General features: G+C 37.5%; 25 protein-coding genes. 7 read left to right on the top strand and 18 right to left on the bottom strand.

The features are described 5' to 3' along the window. Positions 1-74: 74 nt before the first annotated feature. The 4 genes from AC625_RS05900 to AC625_RS05885 form a co-directional block, all read right to left on the bottom strand. Positions 75-986, bottom strand: coding sequence for an RluA family pseudouridine synthase (locus AC625_RS05900; protein ID WP_049680438.1), 912 nt, complete (start codon positions 984-986; stop codon positions 75-77). Positions 987-1,001: 15 nt separating this feature from the next. Continuing rightward, positions 1,002-1,796: an NAD kinase gene (locus tag AC625_RS05895; protein ID WP_049680437.1), complete on the bottom strand. Its 795-nt coding sequence runs from the start codon at positions 1,794-1,796 to the stop codon at positions 1,002-1,004. Positions 1,797-1,824: 28 nt separating this feature from the next. Then, positions 1,825-2,454, bottom strand: coding sequence for a GTP diphosphokinase (gene yjbM / locus AC625_RS05890; RefSeq protein ID WP_049680436.1), 630 nt, complete (start codon positions 2,452-2,454; stop codon positions 1,825-1,827). 258 nt (positions 2,455-2,712) lie between these two features. Then, positions 2,713-3,084 carry a UPF0738 family protein gene (locus tag AC625_RS05885; RefSeq protein WP_049680435.1) on the bottom strand — a complete coding sequence of 124 codons (372 nt, stop codon included), beginning with the start codon at positions 3,082-3,084 and terminating at the stop codon, positions 2,713-2,715. 354 nt (positions 3,085-3,438) lie between these two features. Between AC625_RS05885 and AC625_RS05880 the strand changes: the two genes are divergently transcribed. The 4 genes from AC625_RS05880 to AC625_RS05865 all read left to right on the top strand — a co-directional run bounded on the left by AC625_RS05880 (position 3,439) and on the right by AC625_RS05865 (position 6,220). Further along, entirely contained in the window at positions 3,439-4,017 is a 579-nt protein-coding gene (locus tag AC625_RS05880; RefSeq protein ID WP_049680434.1) for a CYTH domain-containing protein, read from the top strand. Positions 4,018-4,035: 18 nt separating this feature from the next. Beyond that, on the top strand, positions 4,036-4,698 hold the full coding sequence (locus tag AC625_RS05875; protein WP_342670984.1) for a lytic transglycosylase domain-containing protein: 663 nt from the start codon (positions 4,036-4,038) through the stop codon (positions 4,696-4,698). 233 nt (positions 4,699-4,931) lie between these two features. Beyond that, the gene (locus AC625_RS05870) at positions 4,932-5,336 is read left to right on the top strand and encodes a globin domain-containing protein (protein ID WP_049680432.1); all 405 of its coding nucleotides are present in this window, start codon (positions 4,932-4,934) and stop codon (positions 5,334-5,336) included. Continuing rightward, positions 5,333-6,220, top strand: coding sequence for a ClpXP adapter SpxH family protein (locus tag AC625_RS05865; RefSeq protein WP_082190954.1), 888 nt, complete (start codon positions 5,333-5,335; stop codon positions 6,218-6,220). Before AC625_RS05870 ends, AC625_RS05865 begins: the two co-directional genes overlap by 4 nt. Before the next feature lie 1,270 nt (positions 6,221-7,490). On the opposite strand, the gene pepF is transcribed toward AC625_RS05865, so the two are convergent. From pepF to AC625_RS05820, 9 genes are all read right to left on the bottom strand, one after another. Beyond that, positions 7,491-9,305, bottom strand: coding sequence for an oligoendopeptidase F (gene pepF, locus AC625_RS05860; RefSeq protein ID WP_049680431.1), 1,815 nt, complete (start codon positions 9,303-9,305; stop codon positions 7,491-7,493). A 224-nt stretch (positions 9,306-9,529) separates the two neighbouring features. Beyond that, on the bottom strand, positions 9,530-10,717 hold the full coding sequence (locus AC625_RS05855; RefSeq protein ID WP_049680430.1) for a competence protein CoiA: 1,188 nt from the start codon (positions 10,715-10,717) through the stop codon (positions 9,530-9,532). A 139-nt stretch (positions 10,718-10,856) separates the two neighbouring features. Continuing rightward, the gene (gene mecA, locus AC625_RS05850) at positions 10,857-11,528 is read right to left on the bottom strand and encodes an adaptor protein MecA (RefSeq protein ID WP_049680429.1); all 672 of its coding nucleotides are present in this window, start codon (positions 11,526-11,528) and stop codon (positions 10,857-10,859) included. Between the two features lie 439 nt (positions 11,529-11,967). Further along, a complete protein-coding gene (spxA, locus tag AC625_RS05845) occupies positions 11,968-12,363 on the bottom strand; it encodes a transcriptional regulator SpxA (RefSeq protein ID WP_049680428.1) in 396 nt (131 codons plus the stop codon). A gap of 420 nt (positions 12,364-12,783) precedes the next feature. Further along, the gene (locus AC625_RS05840) at positions 12,784-13,725 is read right to left on the bottom strand and encodes an ABC transporter ATP-binding protein (RefSeq protein WP_049680427.1); all 942 of its coding nucleotides are present in this window, start codon (positions 13,723-13,725) and stop codon (positions 12,784-12,786) included. Continuing rightward, positions 13,725-14,768 carry an ABC transporter ATP-binding protein gene (locus tag AC625_RS05835; RefSeq protein WP_049680426.1) on the bottom strand — a complete coding sequence of 348 codons (1,044 nt, stop codon included), beginning with the start codon at positions 14,766-14,768 and terminating at the stop codon, positions 13,725-13,727. The genes AC625_RS05840 and AC625_RS05835 overlap by 1 nt, the downstream gene beginning before the upstream one ends. A gap of 16 nt (positions 14,769-14,784) precedes the next feature. Further along, the gene (gene opp3C, locus AC625_RS05830) at positions 14,785-15,813 is read right to left on the bottom strand and encodes an oligopeptide ABC transporter permease (RefSeq protein WP_049680425.1); all 1,029 of its coding nucleotides are present in this window, start codon (positions 15,811-15,813) and stop codon (positions 14,785-14,787) included. Continuing rightward, entirely contained in the window at positions 15,813-16,742 is a 930-nt protein-coding gene (gene opp3b, locus AC625_RS05825) for an oligopeptide ABC transporter permease (protein ID WP_049680424.1), read from the bottom strand. Before opp3b ends, opp3C begins: the two co-directional genes overlap by 1 nt. A gap of 127 nt (positions 16,743-16,869) precedes the next feature. Beyond that, positions 16,870-18,546: a peptide ABC transporter substrate-binding protein gene (locus AC625_RS05820; protein WP_049680423.1), complete on the bottom strand. Its 1,677-nt coding sequence runs from the start codon at positions 18,544-18,546 to the stop codon at positions 16,870-16,872. A gap of 331 nt (positions 18,547-18,877) precedes the next feature. On the opposite strand from AC625_RS05820, the gene AC625_RS05815 reads away from it, so the two are divergent. Then, positions 18,878-19,225, top strand: a complete 348-nt coding sequence (locus tag AC625_RS05815) for a DUF3899 domain-containing protein (protein ID WP_049680422.1) — start codon at positions 18,878-18,880, stop codon at positions 19,223-19,225. Positions 19,226-19,344: 119 nt separating this feature from the next. Further along, positions 19,345-20,334, top strand: coding sequence for a tryptophan--tRNA ligase (trpS, locus tag AC625_RS05810; RefSeq protein WP_049680421.1), 990 nt, complete (start codon positions 19,345-19,347; stop codon positions 20,332-20,334). Positions 20,335-20,560: 226 nt separating this feature from the next. On the opposite strand, the gene AC625_RS05805 is transcribed toward trpS, so the two are convergent. The 4 genes from AC625_RS05805 to AC625_RS05790 all read right to left on the bottom strand — a co-directional run bounded on the left by AC625_RS05805 (position 20,561) and on the right by AC625_RS05790 (position 25,111). Then, positions 20,561-21,316, bottom strand: coding sequence for a YjbA family protein (locus tag AC625_RS05805; protein ID WP_049680420.1), 756 nt, complete (start codon positions 21,314-21,316; stop codon positions 20,561-20,563). 305 nt (positions 21,317-21,621) lie between these two features. Further along, positions 21,622-22,395 (bottom strand): DUF2268 domain-containing putative Zn-dependent protease, encoded by a 774-nt coding sequence (locus AC625_RS05800; protein ID WP_049680419.1) that lies wholly within the window; start codon positions 22,393-22,395, stop codon positions 21,622-21,624. Positions 22,396-22,882: 487 nt separating this feature from the next. Further along, complete coding sequence (gene fabF, locus AC625_RS05795; RefSeq protein WP_049680418.1) at positions 22,883-24,124, bottom strand: beta-ketoacyl-ACP synthase II; 1,242 nt, start codon at positions 24,122-24,124, stop codon at positions 22,883-22,885. A 48-nt stretch (positions 24,125-24,172) separates the two neighbouring features. Next, entirely contained in the window at positions 24,173-25,111 is a 939-nt protein-coding gene (locus AC625_RS05790) for a beta-ketoacyl-ACP synthase III (protein ID WP_049680417.1), read from the bottom strand. 222 nt (positions 25,112-25,333) lie between these two features. Here AC625_RS05790 and AC625_RS05785 point away from each other — a divergent pair, with 222 nt between their 5' ends. After that, entirely contained in the window at positions 25,334-25,573 is a 240-nt protein-coding gene (locus AC625_RS05785; protein WP_049680416.1) for a hypothetical protein, read from the top strand. Between the two features lie 40 nt (positions 25,574-25,613). Here the strand turns inward: AC625_RS05785 and AC625_RS05780 are convergent, their stop codons facing one another. Further along, positions 25,614-25,802 (bottom strand): ComZ family protein, encoded by a 189-nt coding sequence (locus AC625_RS05780; RefSeq protein ID WP_049680415.1) that lies wholly within the window; start codon positions 25,800-25,802, stop codon positions 25,614-25,616. Positions 25,803-25,901: the final 99 nt, after the last annotated feature.

Genomic DNA, 25,901 nt, shown 5'->3' with positions numbered 1-25,901 from the left:
TCTAGTTGTGTATGTAACACTTTAAACTGTATATAGAGTGTATGGTCTGACCCATAGACATTCTCTGTTTCCCCTTAGTAAATGAGTGTAAGAAGTTGTAGAAAATCCGCAGGCGGTTTCTCGTTAAAAGTCAGAGTAGCTCCTGTAATCGGATGAATAAATGTTATTTGGCAGCAATGTAAAGCTTGTCTCGTTATTCTATCAAGCTGTCCGCCATACAAACCATCTCCACAAAGAGGATGACCGATATAGGCAAGGTGAACACGGATTTGATGCGTTCTCCCTGTTAACAGTTGTAATGATAGATGAGTAAAATTCTTTCCAGACTGCAATACCTTAAATTTTGTACAGGCATACTGACCGTCTTCTCTTACCTCACGTTCGATAATACTCGTCTCTTTCCTCCCAATCGGAGCTTCTATTTCTCCTTGCTCTTCCTGAAAATCCCCTTCAACAACTGCTTCATACCTTCTGAGAACCTTTCCTGCCTTCTGCTGTTCACTTAGGAGATGATGGATATGGCGGTGTTTCGCTACTAATACTAACCCCGAAGTATCGCGATCCAATCTCGTGACAACATGAATAGTCGCAGCAATGCTATGTTCCTGATAATACCATAGTAAAGCATTGGCGAGACTCCTTGTTGGATGCTCTCTCGAAGGAATGGTATTCATATTAGCAGGTTTAACCAATACCATTAAATAATCATCTTCATAACTAATATGAAGGGGCAATTTTTCTGGAAGTAACCCTTTACTTCCAGTTTCAAGCGGGAATTCTGCCGTTACAGTATCTCCCGTCTTAAGTACGTGACGAACAGTCACTTCTTCTTTATTGACTGTCAACTTTCCCCCATCAAACTTAATTGCTGTTAATGCGCGTTTTGAAATACCTTGTTCTTCAAGAAAAGTTCTTAAAAGCTTTCCCGCATCTTTCTTCGCTACATCCCAATTTAATCGAAATGGGGATCCAGTTTTGTTTAGCATAAACACCGTAACTCCTTAATTTGCAATAAACGAATCATGCACTCGCTTCCAAAAAGGAAACGGTCTAAATCGCGCAAACCGAATTTTCTCATCTGCTACTCTAAATTGTATCGATTTTACATCTTCATGAAGCAATGAAAGATGATCAATGGTAATTTGAAAATCAACATTGTTAACTGGCTTCAACATGCATGTATGATGAGCAGGCAAGACTAGCGGCGATCCTACCGTCCGAAATACACGATTATTAATGGAAGCCATTTCTGCAAGTTGAATCGACGGGATTGACGGATGAATAAGCGCTCCACCTAGTGCTTTATTGTATGCCGTACTCCCTGAAGGGGTTGATACACAAAGCCCATCTCCCCTGAATGTTTCAAAATGCTCACCACGCATTTCCACATCCATTACGAGTGTACCTTCCACACTTTTAACAGTTGATTCATTCAGTGCTAAAAAACGCGACTCCCTCCCGCCATGCTGATACCTGACAATCACTTCAAGAAGTGGGTATTCAACGACCTGAAATGGAGTTTTTGCCAAAGCAATCACTAACTTCTCGATTTCCTCTGGAGTCCAATCTGCATAAAAACCAAGGTGACCAGTATGAACGCCAACGAAGGCGGTTTTATCAAGGCGGTTTTTATAACGATGAAAGGCATATAGTAAGGTACCGTCTCCCCCAACAGAAATGACTATATCTGGCTGGTCTTCGTCATACTCTAATTTAAAATCTTGGAGATACGTCCTCATGCGATGCATTAAAGTATTCGACTTCGAATCTCCCTTTGAGGTTATGGCAAATTTCATACAATCCCACCTTCATGTTTTCTGCTGCTCATTCTTTTGGTTTATCTTTCTTTCGTGAAAAAACGCGCTGGGCTTCCTGTATTTCGAGGCGTATTTGTGACATTTCTTCATCCAGCAAGAAAGCTGCTTCGGCTGCCCGTTGTAGGCGTATTCGAATATCTTTGGGAAAATCTCCACGATATTTATAGTTTAGAGAATGCTCAATCGTTGCCCAAAAATTCATGGCGAGTGTCCGGATCTGTATTTCAATGAGAATCTTTCTCTCTCCATGTATGGTTTGGACAGGATACCGAAGAACGACGTGATAGGAACGATAGCCACTCACTTTTTTATGAGAGATATAATTCCGTTCCTCTACGATTTCAAAATCATTCCGGGCCCTTAGTAACTCAACTACTTTTGTTATATCATCTACAAACTGGCACATCATTCGTAATCCTGCAATATCTTGCATTTCCGTCGCTAATTTATTTAGTGGGATATTCTTCTGTGCTGCTTTATCTAAAATACTTACAATCGGTTTTACTCGACCTGTCACAAATTCGATTGGTGAATGTACATGATCACGCTCGAATTCATTGCGTAATCCTTTAAGTTTTACCTTTAGTTCTTCTACTGCTTGCTTGTACGGAGCCAAAAAGTCATCCCAATGTTCCATTGCCGCACCACCTGTTCATAGAAAAGCGCAAGCGCCTTTTAAGGAACTTCGACGTTCGCTAAGCATAAGACAAGCAAGTAATATCGCAAGTGCTATTCACACTTATAGCTTGTATGTCTGAAATGCGAAAGTGCCTTTGGCCGCTTGCGCTAGCACCAAAATTTATTAAATTCGCTTACACTAAGAATAAGCCACCATTTCTTGGCTATGTAAATTTAGAGCAAATATTCATTTGAAACTAAACATGGAAATAGTTTATTAAGATATAAACATCTGTTCAACTTTTGCAACAAACCCTTCCCCATAATTCCCATTTCCCTCTATATTATCAATTAAATAAGTAAGTTCTTCATATAAACCCGGTAGTTCTAGTTTTTTATCCCCAGACTTCAATATGACTGGCAAACGTTCTTCCATAGCCTGTTTCAAAGATGCCCATATCGCTTCAGGTAAGAAAATATATGTATAACTTTCAACATCTTCTACTAAATAAATGAAAGATGCGTTATCTGAATCTACGATTACTTGTTCCTTCGGTATTAGCTTTGCAATTTCCACTTCTTTATCAGGAATCAAAACAAGATTCCCCGTTTCGATAACCGCTTCTACTATATGTATCTTCTCTCTCATGAATCATTCAACCTCCCATTTTAACGATTATATTTTATCACATCCTACAAAGTATTCCTAAATATTCAGGGTTGTCTTAGCAAATTTTCAAATTCATTACACTTTTTTACCTTTAATAAATCTAGTTCTTGTTGTAGAGTTACTACACAAGCGTATTATGATACGAATAAACTAAGGCTCAATGAACACAGACTAAGTACGCCGCTTCCTCATATCTTCGTCTGTGTGACCCATATCCTGCGGGCCCAAACTTTACCTCTGAAGAGCACATCGGTAAGTTCCACTGGATCTCACCAATCGGAATTTCAGCCTGTTAAACCGAGATAAAAAAATTAGCTAGAAAGGAAGTACCTAATGAACCAGCATCTTGAAATTGAATTCAAAAATCTACTAACGAAAGAAGAATTTCAGCGATTAAAACAGAGTTTTTCTGTTAAAGAAAGCGATTTTATCTATCAGGAAAATCACTATTTTGACACAACTCAATTTTCATTAAAAGAAAACGAATCAGCACTAAGAATCCGTCATAAAAAAGGCGATTATGAGTTAACATTAAAGCAGCCTGCAAAAGAGGGACTACTTGAAACAAATCAGCCGCTCTCAAAAGAAGAAGCCGATTCTCTGCTTCAAGGTAATCGCCTTCCTGAAGGTTATATCACCACTTTAATTGGTGAAATGGGAATTCATTCGGATATACAATTTTTCGGCACGCTCGGGACAAATCGAGCAGAGTTCGCTTATAAAGGTGGCCTGCTTGTACTTGATCATAGTCTTTATTTAAATACAGAGGATTTTGAGGTAGAATATGAAGTGACCAATAAATTGGCAGGAAAAGAAATTTTCGATAATTTGTTAGATAGCCTTCAAATTCCAACCCGAAAAACCGAAAATAAGGTTAGACGATTTTACCAAGCTAAGAAGAAACAACTATAATCACTACCATATTCAGAGGTGTACATATTGAAAATAGAGGATTTTAGAACTTTAATAGAACTCCAAGCCCTTAAAGGTTTAAATACAACGACTAGTACAGGAGAAACATCTACAAATGACATGTTTCAACAACTCTTATCGGAATACATGACGAAGAATCCGAGTATACAATCTAATATGCAGTCGTTAGGAACTGTGTATGACAAAATCAGCGAGGAAACTTCCAATAATCGCTTATCAAGTCACCTACCAATCAGTATTTTTCCAAGTGTACCGCCATCCATTAGCACTGGTGCTGGTAAAAAAACTGATTATGATCATGTTATTCGTGAAGCAGCCTTGCAATACAATATCCCTGAAAAGCTGATTAAGTCCGTCATTTTGCAAGAGTCTAATTTTAACGTTGCTGCCAAAAGTCATGCAGGAGCATCAGGACTTATGCAACTTATGCCCGCAACAGCAAAAAGTCTTGGCGTGACAAATATCTCAGACCCTATTCAAAATATTATGGCTGGAAGTAAATACCTAAGCAATATGCTGAACCGTTATAATGGAGATACCAAACTTGCACTTGCTGCCTATAATGCCGGACCAGGAAATGTAGACAAGCATAATGGAATCCCACCCTTTAAAGAAACCCAAAACTACGTGAAAAAAGTCATGAAAACGTATTTAAGCTAAGAACGATCCTGAAATCAGAATTGAAATGATACGTGTAAAGAAGCACCCAAAGGAGTACAAATCCTTTCAGGTGCTTTTTACTTTGTCTAGGGAGCATGCTATCAATACGAAATGTTCTATGATTGTGTGTAGTAGTACAGAATATCTAATTTCCTTAAGCTAGATATTTGTTATATTGCAATGGCGTTGTTAAAATGAAAATATACTTATTCTTTTTAAAGGGAGTAATCATCATGACACAAGCGAACCCTACACCATTCGAAGTAATTGGAGAGGCGCTTCTATATAAATTAATTGATGTTTTCTATGATAATGTGAGCCGTCACCCGGAATTACAGCCTATTTTTCCTGAGGAATTATCGGAAACAGTCCGTAAGCAAAAACAATTCATGGCTCAATATCTAGGAGGCCCCTCTCTCTATACAGAGGAACACGGCCATCCCATGCTAAGGGCCCGACATCTTCCATTTGAAATCACTCCCAGTCGTGCCGAAGCATGGCTATCCTGCATGAGGCAAGCAATGGATACGGTCGGACTCGTTGGAGATATAAGAGAGTTTTACTACCATCGTCTTCATTTGACAGCACAGCATATGATTAACACAACCGATCAAGACATGAAAGGAGAAGAAAATTGAGCGCTCAGAAACCAATTTTCAACATATCTAATTGGATTAAATCGCAGCATTGCTATGGAATTGGAAAAAAGCCGATTGAAATCTATGTGTTTATCGACCCAATATGTCCTGAATGCTGGGCGCTTGAGCCTATTATTAAAAAGCTCCATATCGAGTATGGTCAATTATTCAGCATCAAGCATGTTGTAAGCGGGAAACTATCTTCCCTTCATAGCACAAAGACCAAAAACTATGAAAATATGGCACAAACTTGGGAAAGAACAGCCAGCCGCTCTGGCATGTCCTGTGATGGAAACTTGTGGCTTGAAAATCCAATTTCTTCTCCATATGCTGCTTCAATTGCTATTAAGGCCGCTGAATTACAGAGCAGAAAGCTGTCAGCCCGTTTCATTAGAAGGTTACAAGAGCTGCTGTTTCTTGACAAGCAGGACATTTCCAAACTCGAAGTCCTAACTCAATGCGCACGTGAAATTGGATTAGATGTGGAGGAATTCCTTAATGACATCACTTCTACAAGTGCAGCAAAAGGATTTCAATGCGATCTTAAGATTACATCTGAGATGGAAGTGAATGAAATACCTTCCCTTGTCTTCTTCAATGAAAATATTGAAGAAGAAGGAATCAAAGTATCCGGCTTGTATGCATATGAGGTGTATGTAAATATTCTTGAAGAAATGCTTGAAAGACTTCCTACTCCCTCAACTCCGCCTTCCCTTGAGGCATTTATACGTTGTTACAAATTTGTCGCAACGAAAGAAATTGAAGTAGTTTATAATATGAATAAACAAGAAGTCGAAAAAGAAATGAAAAAACTTATCCTCAAGCAATTTGTAGAAAAAATCCCTGCCAAATACGGAACCTTCTGGAGATATATCGAAAATTAGACATTTAATTAGAAAAATCTAAAGTGTCTCTTGGCTTCCAAAAGCATAGACGTTGGAGCTAGATATCAGAACCCATTGGAAAAACTTATACTTTCTTACCTTTTTAAATAGGGGCCTGTCTTGACTAGGCTCCTATTAGAGGTTGTTCAAAAAGTCTGATAAAAAAGCTTGTGAACTGCTTCAAAGCTTATGAATGACCTTCTGTTAAAATCGCGCACGTCATGACGAGCAACAAAGAAGTCTGCACATCTCAACGTTATTGTATACGCGAAAGGTTTGAGACCATCACTCACAGAACTTCTGGGCTCTTTTTATCCTCCCTTTTGAACAGGCACTATTATGCAAAAAACCTAGCAAATCGCGAATTTGCTAGGTTTTTTTATCTATTTATACGAACAAAGGGGATGGGAGAAATTTTTCACGATCAAACAAAGGGGTATAAGTTTGTTTGTGATTAACTTCACAACAATAATATAACATGATTCATACTTCGAAGCAATAACTATGTGATTAAATTCACAAGAAAAATTTGGTAATTACAAGGACGACTCATTCAAACATAAAGTGAAACTTCAATCAGTCGGGGTTTCTCCACCCCCCACTGATTGTTAGTCCCGTTCTAGTGTCGCCAATATCTCACCAACCCGGCTTTTACGAGCAGCTAATGCGTGATAAAAAAGCAAAGTTCCTAATAATTGTTGACAAGCAGATGACTGTACTAAGATCTGGATTTCAGAAGGAATCGAGATTTACCAGTCTGAATTAGCATTTTACAGCCCAAAACGCGTTTTATCAATCTAGATAGAATAAGGAAAGCCCAGCAAATCGCGAATTTGCTGGGCTTTCCTATCTATAATATACGAACAAAGGGGATGGGAGAAATTCTTCACGATCAAACAAAGGGGTATAGGTTTGTTTGTGATTAACTTCACAAAAATAATATAACAATATATACGACATTTTTCAACATTTTATGACTTCCTTCACAAAATTGTCATATTTTTAGAATGCAGATGCATATTTTATAGAGAGAATACTTCTGGAGGTAAGTAACATGAAAATTATCTTATTCTTATTATTGATTCTAATCTCACTTTCCCTGCATTTTTTAGCTTTTCTAGGACTTTTCCCTATATACATCAGCTCACCTATTCTTTTTCTTTCCCTATTTATTATTATCTTTACTTTCAGTCAGAAAAATCGGTTCAAAGGTTATAAATAAAAGGATGATCTTTAAGAGCAATACGTCTTAAAGCCATCCTCTCTTCCCTTAAGCTAATAAAGATTCCAATTCGGTTAACTTTTCTTCAAACACTTTTAAAGCTTCTCGAATCGGCTCTGCCTTCGTCATATCGACGCCCGCCTTTTTCAAAACCTCAATTGGATAATCCGAGCTTCCTGATTTCAGGAATTCTAGGTAGCGTTCGACGGCTGGCCCTCCTTCTTCAAGAATTTGTTTACTTAAAGCTGTTGCCGCACTGATTCCAGTAGCATACTGATACACATAGTAATTATAGTAAAAATGCGGAATTCGTGCCCATTCAAGACCAATTTCCTCATCGATGATAATATTAGGACCAAAGTATTTCTTATTCAGTTCATAATATTCTTGTGTTAATACTTCAGCAGTTAACGCTTCTCCATTTTGTGCTTTTTTATGGATCGTATGCTCAAATTCAGCAAACATGGTTTGGCGGAAAAGCGTGCCGCGGAATCCTTCCAATTGATGATTTAATAAAAAGATTCGCTTCTTCTTATCTTCAATTGTATCAAGAAGATAATCATTCAACAGGTTTTCATTACAAGTTGAAGCAACTTCCGCAACGAAAATCGAATAATTTCCATATGGATATGGCTGATGCTTTCTTGTGTAATAACTATGAACGGAATGACCAAATTCATGGGCAAGGGTAAACAAGTTATTAACATTATCCTGCCAGTTCATCAAAATGTAAGGATTCGTTCCGTATGCTCCAGATGAATAAGCGCCACTACGTTTCCCTTTGTTTTCATGAATGTCCACCCAACGATTTTCAAAGCCTTCTTTTAATACGTTAAGATAGTCTTCTCCTAAAGGAGCTAAGCCTTTTAGAATATATTCTTTTGCTTCATCATACTTTACATCCATTTTCACTTCTTTAACGAGTGGCGTGAAGAGATCATACATATGAAGCTCATCTAAGCCAAGTACTTTTTTACGTAAATCAATATAACGGTGAATCAAATGCAAGTTCTCATTTACTGTCTGAACAAGATTGTCATATACAGTTTCAGGAATATTATTATCACTTAATGCAGCATGACGGGCAGATTCATAGTTGTGCGCAGAAGCATTGAAATTATCACTCTTAACTTGACCTGCAAGTGTGCTTGCAAAAGTATTGCGGAACTTGCCATACGTCTCATATACACCTTTAAATGCATCCTCGCGCACGCGACGATCCTCACTCTCAAGAAAACGAATATAACGACCATGAGTAATTTCTACTTCTTCACCGTGTTCATCTTTAATGGTCGGGAAAACGAGATCTGCATTGTTGAGCATACCAAATGTATTGCTTGAAGCATCAAAAACCTCGGATGCCTGTGCAAGTAATGCTTCCTTTTCTGCTGACAAAATATGTGGTCGTTGAAGATTGATTTGTTCGAGAGCATGAGCATATAATGTAAGCTCTTCCTTTTCATTAAGAAATTCGCTAATTTTACTTTCTTCAATACTTAGAATTTCTGGAACAATATAAGAAAGTGCACTGCTCGCCTGAGCAACCAAGCTTTTTATACGTGAATCCATTCCTTGGTAAAAAGAATTTGTCGTATCTTGATCATAGCGCATATGTGAATATGTATAGGCTTTCCCCAACTTCTCCCATACTTGATTTTGATATTGTAATACGGCAAAAAGCTTTTCGGCACTTTCACCAAGGGTGTCCTTATACGCATCTGCCTTCAATAAGTCTTCTTTCACTGCTTGAAAAGCATTTTCCCAATCTTCTTCAGTTGCGTAGATATCCTCCAATCTCCACGTATCTTCAACAGCCACTTCACTTCTAGTAGGTAATGCTTTTACTGCATTTTCTTGTCCCATAAATATAATCCTCCATTCTAGAAAAAACGTTATCCTAGTTTATTGAACACAGTTAATAAACTACGTCAATCAGCAACGTCTGCCTGATTCTCCGCATGTAGTCCAAACTCCCTTTGCTGGAAGCTTCTCGTTACCATATTATTTCTCTATTATTCGAAATAATCCTTCCCGTTTCTATTCGAATTACGAAATAACTGTTCATACATTTCATTGTACTCTACTTATTATAATAAAATCATTTCTGAAAGCTTGGAATAGATACTACTTTCTAATTGGACATATTCAACACTGCTCGTAGGTAGGTTAAGCTTATTTTTAATTAAATAAATCCCTTTTCCTCCAAATTCTAAAATCTCAAGCTTAACCAATAGGGTTAAATAGGCATCCACTGCTAAAAAAGGGTTTTTCGCAGAAATCATAGGTAACGTTCTTAATCGAATCTGACCGTTTGAAATTCGTCGTTGAAAAGAGTGATAAATTTGACTACGATAAATGCGACTTCCTATTTTCTTATTTTGTAAACAATCCATGAAAATCCAGCCTTGCCATTCAACCGCAGATGTCTCAATCATTACCATTCCTTCTACAGGGAGTCCAATTTCGCTCGGAATCCACGCCGGTGACAAACCATTCTTATACAATCCATTGAAAAACGGATTACTTTGCTTTGCTGTTTTTACACTATGAATAGCCCACGACTTTCTTTGTGCTCGCCATTCTTCAGTAAAATGAAATTTCCAAGTTTTATTAGTGGAAAAAAGGATTTGCGGAAGAGTATTACTTAGAGGTAGAACAGCTAACTGAGAAAAGGTTGTGCGTGGTGAGAATGGAGTTAAGGGTTCTAACATGTACAACTTTTGTTTGTCAGGGCAAAACGTAAAAATCATCGGGGATTGAACAGTATTCATCGCAAATAGCCATTGAAAAGCAGAAAGTGAATACTTCCTAGTTTTTTTACGTTTAATTCGCTTCTCTGCTAATATCCAAATCGGTTTAATTCCAGCTCCTTGATAGGATTTTGTACGGGAGAGAAACACCTCCTCCGATATGGGTGAGCATTGAAATTCAATCGCATAGGATTGTTCCTTATAGTAGATGAGGATATCGGGACGCTTTCTTATTTCAGGAAGATATGGTTCCATTTCTGGTTCAATATGATTGTTTACAAACCATTGGAATAATTTCCGCTTTCCTAAAAGGTGATATTCCGATTCTGGTTCAGACGAAGCTGTACAAGCGGATGTTTTTTTGTGAGCAAAATGCGGAATCTTGATTTGGCCTGCCTTTAGGATTAGCTCTGCTGTACAGCAAGGACAATAATATTGATTTGTTTGCCATTCAACTAACCGTTCTTTCGGGATATTTTCAGGAATAGTAATAATTTTCCCTTGAACATCTCGAGCAGTAAGCATATAAATCCCCCTTTCTTTACAACATATTCTACATTAAAACAGCCATCCCTCTTTTTCGAGGGAATTTTTAAAAATATCAGACATATTATCATACAAAAAAGCCGACCTCATAATCGTTCATAATGAAATCGGCTGTTAGTTATGAAAAATATTTATGGACCGTTTCAAAAACATGTTCACCCATTACCAGTCTTCCATATTCTTCAAGCATATGGATTGTAATTGAAGATTCTTGACTGTATTCAAGTAAAAGACTTAAAACATCGTCAATTTCTTCTTCTTCAATTTCCTCTTCCTCAAATTCGATATAAAGAAAATATCTATTCTCATAGGCATATAATTGGGTCTTAAAGTGATCAAGTCCACTGCGCTTACTTAATGAAATAACATCTTCAAAATCATTGAACTCCGTGATAAATTCAATGATACCGTCCTCAAACTGAATAGGTTCATGGCCTTCGTCTTTCCCTTGATATTGTTCATCTAACAAGGATTCAAGCTTATCATCGACATGAAGTTCTCCGAATCTCTCATCAGTAATCGGCAGTTCTAGCTTCTGACCATCCTTCGTTAATTGGGCCTTCGTAACCAATATTTCAAGACCTTTTTCCAAAGCTTGAACTTGAATCCATAATGGACCTTCAATCATAAACTCTTCTTCTTGATGTACTTCATCCATCATCTCCCAGAAAAGCTCCTCACTTCGTTCTCGGCTATACCAGATATCTTCCCTATTGAAGCCGCGATCTTCAATATCTATATAAGAAATGTAAAACTTCACTGTATCTTCATTTATACGTTCGATCTCCACGTAAATCCTCTCCCTTCTGTGCATGTTTTGAAGGGATTTACCCCCGAGCAAGTTATTGCTCTTTCTTTTATCGATACCCACCATACCCTCTTGCATAACCCGTAGATAAGGAAATATGTTGTCATATTTTATTTTATGATAAAACTCTTCATAATGGAAATAAAAAAGCTTCAATCGGTTAAAAACAAACTATTGCCTAATGTTCCATATATTTTACAAAATCTCTACAGGTTATGCAACTGTAAAAGAGGAAATATTTTTGGAATAACTCCATCTATACTGGATATTCCTATGTTAAAGGAAACGCTTAACGGATTAGTATTGTAATGCATTACTTTCATCTGTCAGTATCTTGTTTCGCACACTTTTGTTTCTAATCTAAAAAAGAGATACATTAAAAAAACCCTGTCAATGATTCAGACAGAGCCTGTGCTTATAATTAGTTGACCATTCGCTGAGCTTCACGCAGTTGGAACGAACGGACTTTACGTGGTAAGAATCTGCGAATCTCATCTTCGTTATATCCAACCTGTAATCTTTTTTCATCAAGGATAATTGGTCTTCTTAATAAACCTGGATTATCTTTGATTATTCTATACAATTCTTGAAGTGGAAGAGATTCCACATTTACATTTAGTTTCTGGAAAGTTTTCGATCTTGTCGAAATAATTTCATCTGTTCCATCTTCTGTCATACGAAGAATCTCTTTTATCTCTTCAATTGTAAGCGGTTCAGAAAAAATATTTCTTTCAGAATAAGCAATATCATGTTCCTCAAGCCACGCTTTTGCTTTACGGCAAGAAGTACAACTAGGTGATGTATATAAAGTTACCATGTTAACACTCACACTCCCTAAGTATAGAATCGGCGATCTATGATGGGAAACTTATCATTCACTACAGTTTCAAGTCTAGATTGAAATAACTATAAAATAGTAATTCATATTGATATTATACACTAAAATCAGCAAAATGCATACTCTTTTCACAAAGTTTGATACGCTTTCAAAGGCCAAGTTTTATTTTACAATCAAGCCATCCCACTTTATTATTTTAGTTTACGAATGGGTATACTAATTGAAAATTAACATAAATGATTCTCAATTACTTTATCCGAACACTATTTAAAGTACCCAGTTTACCGAGTTATAAACATTTTAGTTAGTATCTTTCATTTTTTTCTATACCCAATTTTTGTTCCTGTTTTCATAGATTTGATAACAAAAAAACGATCTCTAATAGAGATCGTTTTTTTGTTATTGCTTATACAGTTGTTGATATTGTTTAACTTCCTTTTCAGAGCAATTCACAAAGTGTCCTGGTCTTACTTCACGCATCTTCACATCATCGTTTTCACTATAGTTGTGAATGTTTGGATTGTAAATAATACGTTTTCTTATACGTTCGCTCTCAGGATCCGGAAGAGGGATTGCCGAAAGCAGAGATTGAGTATAAGGGTGAATTGGGTTGCTATACAAGTCATCACTTGGTGCAAGCTCCACCAATTTCCCGAAATACATAACTCCGATTCGATCACTGATGTACTTAACCATGGAGAGATCGTGTGCGATGAAGAGATACGTTAGACCATGTTCAATTTGTAGTTTTTTCAATAGATTAACAACTTGTGCCTGAATAGATACATCCAATGCTGAAATTGGTTCATCAGCAATGATGAATTCAGGCTTAACAGCTAGTGCACGGGCAATTCCGATACGTTGGCGTTGGCCACCGGAGAATTCATGCGGGTATCGATTGGCATGTTCACGATTTAAACCGACCGTTTCAAGCAAGCTGTAAACACGTTCAGCTCTCTCTTTAGGAGTTTTCGCTAAGCCATGTATGTCAATTCCCTCTGCAATAATATCCATAACCTTCAATCGCGGATTTAAAGATGCATAGGGATCTTGGAAAATCATCTGCATTTTTCGGTTAAAGTCCTTTAATTGCTTCCGATTTTTCGTTCCGTGAACATTTTCGCCATCAAAAATAACTTCGCCATCCGTTGCATTATAAAGGCGAATAATGGTTCGACCAGTCGTTGATTTACCGCAACCTGATTCACCAACTAATCCAAGTGTTTCACCTTTGTAAATATCGAAAGAAATACCATCTATTGCTTTAACCATATTCGGTTTTCCAACATTGAAGTATTGCTTTAGATTTTTTATTTCGAGTAACTTCTCACGTTCTGCCATCATTGCCCCTCCTGTCCAGCTTGGAATTGTTTCATCCGTTTGGCTACAGCTGCTGGTGGTTCTACTTTCGGTGCATCAGGGTGCAATAACCAAGTTGCCGCATAATGTGTGTCAGAAACCTTAAACATTGGCGGTTGTTCTTCTAAATCAATCTGCATCGCATATTCATTACGTGGCGCAAATGCGTCGCCTACAGGCGGGTGCAAGAGATTTGGAGGAGTTCCTGGAATCGCGTATAACTCTTCCTCAGTCGAATCCAAACTCGGCATTGAACTGATTAATCCCCATGTATATGGATGTTGAGGATTATAGAAGATTTCATCCACTGTTCCTATTTCAACAATTTTCCCGGCATACATAACTGCTACTCGATCCGCTACATTGGCAACAACACCAAGGTCATGCGTAATGAAAATAATCGACGTATCAATTTTCTTCTGCAATTCTTTCATTAATTCAAGAATTTGAGCCTGGATCGTTACATCAAGCGCTGTTGTTGGCTCATCTGCAATCAAGACCTTTGGATTACATGCAAGAGCTATTGCGATAACGACACGCTGTCTCATCCCACCTGAAAATTGATGTGGATATTGTTCAAAACGCTGCTCAGGATTCGGAATCCCTACCATGCTAAGCAATTCAAGCGTCCGTTTTTTTGCCTCACTCTTACTTGCATTCTGATGCTTAATAATCGGTTCCATGATTTGCTTACCGACTTTAATTGTCGGGTTTAAAGATGTCATTGGATCTTGGAAGATCAGTGAAATGTCTTTTCCACGTACTTTTTGCATCTTTTTTTCACTTAAATGAGCTAAATCTTTCCCATCGAAAAGAATTTCGCCACTCTTTATTTCCGAATTTTGCGGCGGTAAAAGGCGCATAATTGCTTTAGTCGTTACTGATTTACCTGATCCTGATTCTCCTACTATTGCAAGTGTTTCACCTTTTTTCAATTCAAAGTTCACACCTCGAATCGCTTGAACTTCTCCCGAGAACGTATGAAACGATATATTCAAATCTTTAACTTCTAATATGTTTTCCAACTTTTTCACCTACCTATTAATCGCGCATTTTTGGATCCAATGCATCACGGATACCATCTGCAATCATGTTAAAGCAAACCATAATGATGCTGATAAAGACTGCTGGGAAAATCATTAAGTGTGGATACAATCTCAATGTTTTAAATCCATCATCAATTAACGTACCTAATGAAGCTAGTGGCGATGAAAGTCCCAAACCAATGAAACTTAAGAATGCTTCAAAGAATATTGCATTCGGAATGGTAAACATGGTGTTAATAATGATAACACCCGCTAAATTTGGCAGTAAATGTTTGAAAATGATTTTGCTATGAGAGTTTCCTAACGTTCTTGAAGCAAGTACATATTCTTGTTCTTTCAATTTTAGCACTTGAGCTCGCACAACTCGCGCCATCGTTGTCCATCCTGTAATAGCAAGTGCAATCGTAATCGACATAATCCCTGGTTTGAAAACGAGGATCATTAATATCACGACAACAAGGTTTGGTATTCCAGAAATCACTTCAATTACACGCTGCATCATACTATCCAGTCTGCCACCAAAGTATCCTGCTATTGCTCCATAGGTGACGCCGATTAACATGTCTAATAATGCTGCCAAGAAAGCGATATAGAGGGAAATTTGAATTCCTTTTGCCACACGTGTGAATAAATCACGGCCTAAAGAATCTGTCCCAAACCAGAAGTATTCATCAATATTCTTCTGTTCATATACATCGACAACTGTACCATCATTACGGACCATTGTTCCGTCAAAGGGTAACCAGCTTACACTTTCCAATACCGGGATTTTAGCAGGCAAATTTGTCCGTTTTAAATCTTGTTCATTTGTTCCATGTCCGCTAATTAGTGGACCTACAAAGGCTAGGATAATGACCAAAAGCATCACAATTATACTAACCAGAGCTGCTTTATTTTTTCTTATTCTTAGCCATGAATCTTGCCAGAAATTTAAGCTAGGCTTGCCAATTGCCTCACCTAAGGAAGCATCCAGAATGGCAGGAGCAAACTTGTCTTTACTTATTTTCATATCTTCTTTCGCCATTACTTTTTACCTCCTGACAACCTAATCCGCGGATCAATAACCCCATAAAGAATATCCACTATAAGGATAATGACAACAAACATAAATGAGAATAACAGAGTCGTTCCCATAATAACGGAATAATCATTTACTGTTATCGCTTTAACGAATTGTTCCCCGATTCCCGGGATGGCAAATATCTGCTCAATAACGAGAGAACCCGTCATTAAGGAAACCGTTAGAGGTCCTAATACTGTTATTACTGGGATTAACGCATTTCGTAATCCATGTTTAAAGGCAACCTCGAAGCTACTTGCACCCTTGGCTTTTGCAAGGGTAATATAATCTGAACCTAATACATCAATCATTTCTGTTCTCATAAATCGAGCCGTAATGGCGATAGGGAACATAGCTAGTGCAATCGTAGGCATAATGGTGTAGTCCCAACCCTTCCAGAACAATACTGGTAACCAGCCTAGCTTAACGCCAATATAATATTGCATGACACCCGCAAACACGAAGTTAGGGATCGATTTACCAAGAACAGCTATGAATGTTGAACTATAATCAATCCAAGTATTTTGTTTTAATGCGCTAATAACTCCTAGCACAATTCCGATAATCGTACCGAAAAAGATGGCTTGAAATCCTAACACTAGTGATGGTTGAATCCGCTCAAGTAATAATTGTGTGACTGGAACATTATTAAACTGAAACGAAATTCCTAAATCACCTTTAAGTAAACCAACAATATATTGTGCGTATTGTACCGCTACAGGTTGATCTAATCCGTAATTTTCCTTCATGATTTGTAATTGTTCAGGTGATAATTTTCCCGCCGTGGAAAAAGGCGTACCTGGAATCAATTTCATCAAGAAGAAGGTTAGGCTGGCAATAACAAATAAGGTAATTAACATATAAATAAACCTTTTTATAATATATCGAGCCATTTGCACACCTCCTACATATTCGAATTTTCTCTATAATTCGACAATTTTTATAATAGGGAAAAGAGAGTATACCAAGTACATATACTCCCTTTTCTGCTTTCAAATCATTTTTATATGTTTTGGCATCCTATTCTTCAACTGTGATCCATTTATAAGAATAGTTTGGACCAAATGGTAAAGCAACTAATCCTTTAACTTTAGGACTAATTAGGATGTTATCTGCTCTTTGGTAAGTTGGTGCCACACCATAGTCTTCAGCTAAGAATACGCGTTCAGCTTCTTGAAGTGTTGCAACATACTCTTCTGGATTCGCAGCCGCTTCTTCAGCTTTTTTAATTAACCCGTCATATTTAGCGCTTGAATATGACATTTCATTATTCGGGCTGTCTGTTAACCAAAGATCAGCGAATGTCATTGCATCTGGATAGTCAGGACCCCAACCAGAGTGAAGTAAATCATAGTTTCCAGCTTTTGCACGATCAAGACGAATTGCAAATGGAACACTCTCAAGATTAACTTTTAATCCAGGTAGGTTCGTTTCCAATTGGTTTACAATGTACTCATCTTGCTTCTTAGCTGAATCTGTGTCTCCACCTAGGTAGCTAAGCTCAAGCTTGTCTAGTCCTAGTTCAGCCAAACCTTTTTCCCATGCTGCTTTTGCTTCATCAGCATTAAACACAATCAAATCGCCGTTTTTCTCACGGAAATCTTTACCGTCTGGAGTTGTTACAAACTTGTCTGGTACAAAATAGTTCGCTGCAATTGAACCGTTGTTCAAAATGCTTGCTGCAAGATCCTCTTTATTGAAAGCTTTTGCAAGTGCTTCACGAATGTTTACATTTGCAAGTGCTTTATTTTTATAGTTCATTTTAATCCAGTAAACAGATGGTTGAAGAGCACTAACCATTCTTTCATCACCTTGATATTGTGGAACAAGATCGGATGATAAGATATCAGTGATATCTGCTTCTCCACCTTCAAATGCATTCACTTGTGCATTATTATCTTTAACAACATTAAATGTAATCTTCTTAAGTGTAATTGCATCTGCATCTCGGTAAGTGTCGTTCTTTTCAAGAGTCCATTCCATAGCAGTAGGACCTTTCCAAGCTGCTAATTTGAAAGCCCCGTTTGATATTAGGTTTTCTGCATTACTAGCATATGCATTGCCTTTTTCTTTCACAAACTTTTCGTTTTGTGGATAGAATGTTGGGAATGCCATTAAGTCTTTCCAGTAAGGAAGAACTTTCTCAAATTTAACTTCTAGCGTTTTTTCATCTATTGCTTTAATACCTAAAGTATTTAAATCAAAATCTTTTTTGGCAACTGCAGCATCAGTAATTTCTTGAGCGCCTGCAATTTTTCCATTCATCATATATGGACCATATTCTGAAGCTGTAGCAGGATCAATTGCACGCTGCCAAGCGAATACGAAATCTTGTGCAGTCACAGGATCTCCATTAGACCATTTTGCATCGATAAGCTTAAATGTTACAGTTTTCCCGTCTTCACTCACTTCTGGCTCTCCATCTACTAAAGCAGGAACAGAACTACCATCTTTATCTTGTGTGTAAAGACCTTCGTTAATACTATTTAATACGTTAAAGCCAATTTCGTCTGTCGTCTTAACAGAATCCAATGTTGGGATCTCAGATTTACTTAGTATTTTAATTTCTTGTGCTGCATTAGATGTTTTTGCACCATCAGATTTTTTATCTGTATTGTTTCCACCACTACATGCTGCCAAGAAAACGCTAAGTACTAATACCAAGGTCAAAAGCAGTGAATATTTAGATTTTTTCAAATTCGTGACACCCTTCCCTTATTTTTTAGTGTAACATTTACTATTATACAAATTATTTAGAATTTGTACATAAATATTCGAAAATAATTTAATGACATATAATCATTTTTTTAATAATCGAGTATTTTTACAGTGAGTCGTAAGTTTAATTGTAATTTTCACAAAATTAAGCCTTTTCATTAGGTAAATATTCCCTAAATGTTTATTTCATCTTTTGAAGTCACTCCTTTTATCGAACTTTTCATTATATTAAGATAATAATAACTTATTGCATGTACCTCTTTATGTTTTGGTATACTTTTTTTAGTAACATTTAGAGAGGGTAGTGAAAATGAAAAAAACAATGATTTGGACAATGGTAATGTTTTTGCTTTCTTTACTTTTATCACTCGTCTTTTATCATGAGATCACGTTGCGTTCGTTCCTTGATATGATCTTTTATATAACTGGATGCCTATTAACCTTCTCCTTATTTACGTTGGTACTACAAAAAGGTTTTTTTGATGTAATTCATTACAGCTTTCGTAAAGTACTTCCAAGTAAAAGTACAGAAAGGGAAGAAGAAAGAGAAATGCGTCGGCTTTCTGATTTAATAACGTTGAACCTTAGTGTCCCTTTCTCAGCTGGATTCATTCTTTTACTCATTTTAATTATTGGATTATATGTTTATTACTTATGATTTTTTGCAATAATGGCGATGCTGTAAGGGAAATATGTAGATTTCAACAGTAAATATCTCTACAATGAAAGTAGTAATCAAACTATTATTTTTTAAGTTTATACAGGGAGTGACAATAGGTGAAAAGGATTTTCTCAGGCATACAGCCTACTGGTTCCATAACATTAGGAAATTATATTGGTGCGATGAAGCAATTCGTCGAACTTCAACATGAATATGACTGCTACTTCTGTATTGTTGATCAGCACGCAATTACCGTGCCACAGGACCGATTAGAATTAAGAAAAAATATCCGTAATCTTGCAGCATTATATCTAGCAATTGGATTAGATCCAGAAAAGAATACGATCTTTATCCAATCTGAAGTACCAGCACACGCCCAAGCAGGCTGGATGATGACATGCAATGTCTATATTGGCGAGTTAGAAAGAATGACTCAATTTAAAGACAAATCTGCTGGAAAGGATGGCGTATCAGCTGGTTTATTAACGTACCCACCATTGATGGTCGCTGACATCCTTCTATATAATACTGATCTCGTACCAGTAGGTGAAGATCAAAAGCAACACATTGAATTAACACGTGATTTGGCTGAACGTTTCAATCGGAAATATGGGGAGATCTTTACAATTCCTGAAATCAGCCTACCAAAAGCAGGCGCAAGGATTATGTCTCTACAAGAACCGGATAGGAAAATGAGTAAATCTGATCCAAACAAAAAAGCGACGATTGCCTTATTAGATGATCCAAAACAAATTGAAAAGAAAATTAAAAGTGCAGTTACCGATTCAGAGGGTATTGTCAAATACGACAAGGAAAATAAACCTGGTGTATCTAATCTCCTTTCCATTTATAGCATCTTTAGTGGTAAATCAATTACCGAAATCGAGGCGATGTATGAGGGTAAAGGGTATGGAGACTTTAAATCTGGTTTAGTTGAAGTCGTTCTCGCCGAAATCCAACCGATTCAAGATCGCTACTATAGCCTACTGGAATCCACTGAACTGGATGAAATTTTAGATAGCGGCGCTGAAAAAGCAAATATGGAAGCAAATAAAATGCTCCGTAAAATGTCTAATGGCATTGGCTTAGGACGTAAAAGAAAATAATACGATAATATCCTAGAAGGGTCTGGTCTCATACTCTATCGACAATTTACGATTCATTTCTACTGTCGATAGTTGTTGCGAGGCAGATCCTTTGATTTTAGAACAACTTCTTTGAATAGTTGATTCGTCTATCAGCTTCGTCAAATTGTAATGAACTTTTACGTAGATAACGATTAAAATAATTGAAAAAGACGCCTCACTAAGCACGTCTTTTTCTGCGTCTATTTTATAACATGGACTGACTATCGCCGACTTCCATTTCCCATAGCTTTTCAAAGAACGGTTGGCCTTTTACCAAGTGTTCACACATGTGAAGATGTTTATCTGACCAGCCTGTTTTCATTGCTTCATATAACCCAAGCCAAGCTTCTTCGAAATTCATCTCCTGTATACTTTCATATTTTTCTGGTGACCACTCTGTAAACCAGTAGCGTATCTCGGCTGTGTGTTTGGCTGTAAATAGTTGATCCATAGCCATAAATAAAAGCTGCTTTAATTGACGTTCTTTTCGAGTAAGACCCTTCATATAGTTCGGTGATGGAGATAAAATATGATATTCTTTTTCTGCTGGATCACTATCTGTAAATGTGTATTCTAACGCAGGATGGTTATCAATCATGTCATATACAATTTGCTCTTGGCGTGGAATTAGCCGGCTTTTCCGAATCGGAATGTGATAGCCAATTGTATCAATAGCCAGTATCCCGCTTCCGTCTGTAATAACAAAACAGTAATCTAATTGAATTCTTTCATGGTTCTTTCTCGCATAAGCTTTTTGATAAATATCATTGAGTAGTGCTTTCGGTAATTCAGACAAATCATTTTCTATGTAATGAAAAAGGATAGACGAAATTTTCAAAAGCGGAACTTGATCGAGCAGTTCAATTCCGTCATCTTTTCTCCATTCATGAAAATGGCAAATATTGTAGCCGTTTTCTTCTCCTTCAAACCAATTCACCCAAACATCATGAAGATACAACATCATTTGACCCCTCGCTTACTTAGTTCTATTTGTCCATCAGTATAGGCAGTTGTGAGAGAATTTATTCCCTTTATTGGCATATGATTATTTTTCTTTTTTTTAAACGAAGGTGATGCGAACTACACTACAATACAGTTTCCCATTAACAAATTCAGTTATTTACCAATTTTTGATAACGCTTTCACGAAAACTTCGTAACTTTATGATGCGAGGCAGGCATTTTTAAGCAGACACTACAAATGACGTTTCAAGACAAAAAAAAACTCTTTTTATCCGATTCAATAACCCAGTAACATTACTATTTTTTAGCCTTTTTCCGTTTCCTGCAAATAAAAAACTTCAGATGGAATAGCAAATGTCTTTTTAATCTTAAGATTGTTTTTTTGTTTCACCAGGAAATATCCAACTCCATAACCAAGCATTTTCGGATAAGGTGATTTGCCTAGTAATAATTGGTCGTGTTTTCTCTCGATACGTTTCAGCTGAATATTCTCTTTAAGATATTTCTCCCAAAAATGCTGAAGCTGCTCATCCGAATATAAGTGGGTCCATTTCGCTAAGTAATCCTTCCCAAGATAGGTCTTGACAGCATGTTCAGCTAGACCCTCCATGACCATTCGATCAAGCAACGTGAAATCCTTTTCATCTTCTTTAACGCAAGCTAACCTACATACATGATGGTATTCATGAATGAACACTGCTGTAAGTTCTTTCAGACTAATGCCAGGACGAACAAAAAGGAATAATTTATCCCGAAAAGCTAAACCAGATTTTGTATCTTGTGTACGGTGAAATAAGCCTCCTGCATGCAATGGGAAAATATAAACTGGGATGTCTGGACCTTTCCATAACCCATGGAATCGTTCAAAAATAGCCTTTCCTTTACTCCATATGTTCTCTGAAACTAAAGATTCTACGTCTCTTTTTGTTTGAGATGAATCTTTATACATCCCATGATACTGTAACAATTGATAAATACTATTCGGTCTCATTTTCGGGAACTCATCTACTAAGTGTTTACATATTTCATTTGGGCTGCTATCGTTCTGAAGCCAAACATTTGTATCAATGATTCCCATCACGCTCACCCCGGCTAGTTTTATCCCATTATATGCTGGGCAACATATGATGTTACTATCAATTTATAGTATTTTCTAAAAAGTAGTTTTATAGATTTCCAAATCATATATATTTAGAAATTGTTTAAAAGTATCGCTTTTTTAAGGTGCTTAGGTTGAGATGTAGAATTATTTCGGATTTCTACTTTTAAAATCAAACAAAACGAATATGGCGTTATAACGCCACCATTTATCATGAAGGATTCATCCAGTAGCACACTACACTCGCCTAATCACAGTGGTGGCGGTGCGGAGCCAGATTTTGAAGCACTTTCTTAATAAAGAAAGTATTTTTGCAAAGTAGATTGTCTAGATTAGTAAGTCACGAAGCCCCGTATGTCTTCATACAAAAAAGATTCTCCTTACACTAGGACGTCCACAACCAAGATCCCCGTGAGGTAAGATCTTTTTCGGACATCCCTAATGCTGCAGAGAATCTATCGATTATTTATTCTTCATATTTCTTTAAAACGATTGTTGCATTATGACCACCGAAGCCCAATGAGTTGCTTAGAGCAGCGGTAACTTCTGCTTTACGTGCAGTATTGGCAACGTAATCTAAGTCGCAGTCAGGATCTGCATTTTCTAAATTAATAGTCGGCGGCAAAATTTGATCACGGATAGCAAGTGCAGTAAAAATAGCTTCAACACCGCCAGCTGCTCCTAGCAAATGTCCTGTCATCGATTTAGTTGAGCTTACTGCTAATTTATTTGCATGTTCGCCAAACACTTCTTTTATCGCCATTGTTTCATATTTGTCATTATAAGCTGTGCTTGTTCCATGCGCATTTATATACTGAATATCTTCCGGTTGGAGATCCGCATCACTCACTGCTTGCTTCATTGCTCTCGCCCCACCTTCACCACCTGGAGCTGGGGAGGTAATATGGTAAGCATCTCCAGTTGAACCGTATCCGACGATTTCACAGTAAATAGTGGCACCTCGTTTTCTTGCAAACTCTAAATCTTCTAGAATGATAATGCCAGCACCTTCTCCAATAACAAAGCCATCACGATTTACATCAAAAGGACGGCTCGCTGTATTAGGATCAGGGTTTGTCGATAAGGCCGTATTCGCGCAAAATCCAGCGACAGCCATTTTTGTGATAGGGGCTTCCGCTCCACCCGTAATCATCGCGTCAGCATCACCACGTTGGATGGCCTTGAAGGCATCACCGATGGAGTTCGTCCCAGACGCACATGCCGTAACTGTACATGAGTTAATACCTTTAGCGCCTAATGCAATCGATACCTGGCCTGAAGCCATGTCAGGTATCATCATTGGAACGAAAAACGGACTAACCCTTTTATAGCCTCGATTTAAAAAGTTCTCATGTTGGTTTTCGAATGTTTCCATTCCACCAATTCCTGAACCAATCCAAACCCCGATTCTATCTGCATTCGTTTCATTAATTTCTAAATTAGCGTCTTTTACCGCCATTGTAGATGCTGCTACTGCGTAATGTGTGAATCGGTCCATCTTTCGAGCTTCTTTTCGATCCACATATTCTTCTATATTAAATTCTTTTATTTCTGCTGCTACCTTAGCAGAATATTCATCCGCATTTAATCGCGTTAATGGGCCAATGCCAGATTTACCTTCTAAGATATTCTCCCAGGTTGTTTTTGCATCATTCCCCAGGGGCGTAACAGCACCAATACCCGTTACAACAACTCTTCGTTTCATCATATAGTATTCTCCCTTCGTTATTTAGAAATAACCGTCGCAGGTAATATATTATTTCCCCCAGCGCATAGCTATGGCTCCCCAAGTTAACCCGCCGCCAAAACCGACCATAACAACTAGATCGCCATCTTTGACTTTTCCTGCTTCAAGTTCTTCAAATAGCGCAACAGGGATAGACGCTGAGGAATTGTTTCCATATTTTTTAATTGTAGTAGACATTTTCTCAACTGGAAGCCCGAGTCTTTCTCTAGCCGCTTCCATAATTCGAATATTTGCTTGATGAGGGATAAGGAAATCTACCTCTTCTTTTGATAGCCCAGCCTTATCAAGAACCGTTATACATGATTCTCCCATTTGACGAACAGCAAACTTAAATACTTCACGACCATTCATGACAATGTTACTTCCAGTATCTTGATACAAATGATCGCCACCCGCTCCATTTGCACCTAATTCGAATGAAAGAATACCTCGATTGTCAGAAACCTGACCAATTACCGCTGCGCCTGCTCCATCACCAAACAAAACGGCCGTATTACGATCTTCCCAGTCCGTAATTTTCGATAGCTTTTCAACACCGACAACCAACACATGTTTGTATGTTCCGGTTTTAACGAATTGTTCTGCAGTTACCATGCCATACATGAATCCGGCACATGCAGCACTTATATCCATTGCAGCAGCCTTTGATGCGCCAAGTTTGTCTTGTAACATACATGCTACAGTTGGGAACGGTCGATCTGGCGTTACAGTCGCAACTAAAATCAAATCAATATCTTCTGCATCTATATTCGCATCTTTGATTGCTTGCAAAGCTGCTTCATAGGCCATATCTGATGTATCCATATCATCAGCTGCGATTCTTCGTTCCTCAATACCAGTCCTAGTCTTAATCCATTCATCTGAAGTTTCTACCATTTTTTCCAAATCCAAATTCGTTAACACTCTATCGGGCAAATAGCGTCCAATTCCAATTATTCCAGCATTCATTCTGCCATCCCCTATCTATTATTAAATCCGTTCTTATCATCAATTATTATTACCTGGTGCTAATTTTATAATAAAGAAGCTCATGTTGCAAGAGGTATGAATAGGGTAAAAGATTAAGATTAGGGAAAAGTTGGACAAGAGCCTAAGCGGGAAGCCAACCATCCCCATACAATAAAAAGAATGATAATATCCTCATCTCAAAGAATAAGGAGGAATGAAAACATGGCTGATCCTAACCGGTCCCAGGGTGGTGATCTTTTCACAACGTTGATGTTTCCAAAAAGAAAGGAGCCTGAACTTCAGGAAGAATTTAAAACTGATGAAACTACTTCTAATATTGATTACATTCAATTAATGGAAAACGTCGATACATTACTATCTCTCTACGAAAAAACGAAGCCCTCTCTTCAGAAATTCAATCCGCTTTTCGCTCATTTATTATCTCAAGTTAAAGGGAAATAAAATAAAAAAGGGTGGAATACGAAATTCCCCCCTTTTTTATTTAAATCTGATTTGCTACATCTTTTTTACCTAATTCATATGCTTCATACATGACACTTTTGAAAATTTCAAGAAACGGCATAACCATCTCCATTGAAACTTCTACACCTGATTCTTCAAGCTTTGCTTTAGCTTCTGGAAAATATTTCATCGCAATTGCCATGAATTCCATTGTTTTATCATTCTGCATGATTAATCCTCCTCGTTAGAAAAGCGCAAGCGCCTTGTTCACCTCGTCAAGTATAAGACTTTTTCGGCACAGAAGCTGCACACCAAAATCTTTTTTACT

The sequence above is a fragment of the Peribacillus loiseleuriae genome (genome assembly GCF_001183985.1).
GTDB classification, from domain to species: domain Bacteria; phylum Bacillota; class Bacilli; order Bacillales; family DSM-1321; genus Peribacillus; species Peribacillus loiseleuriae.
Note: the sequence above shows the minus strand (reverse complement) of the source record. Positions and strands in the feature narration are given on the sequence as shown.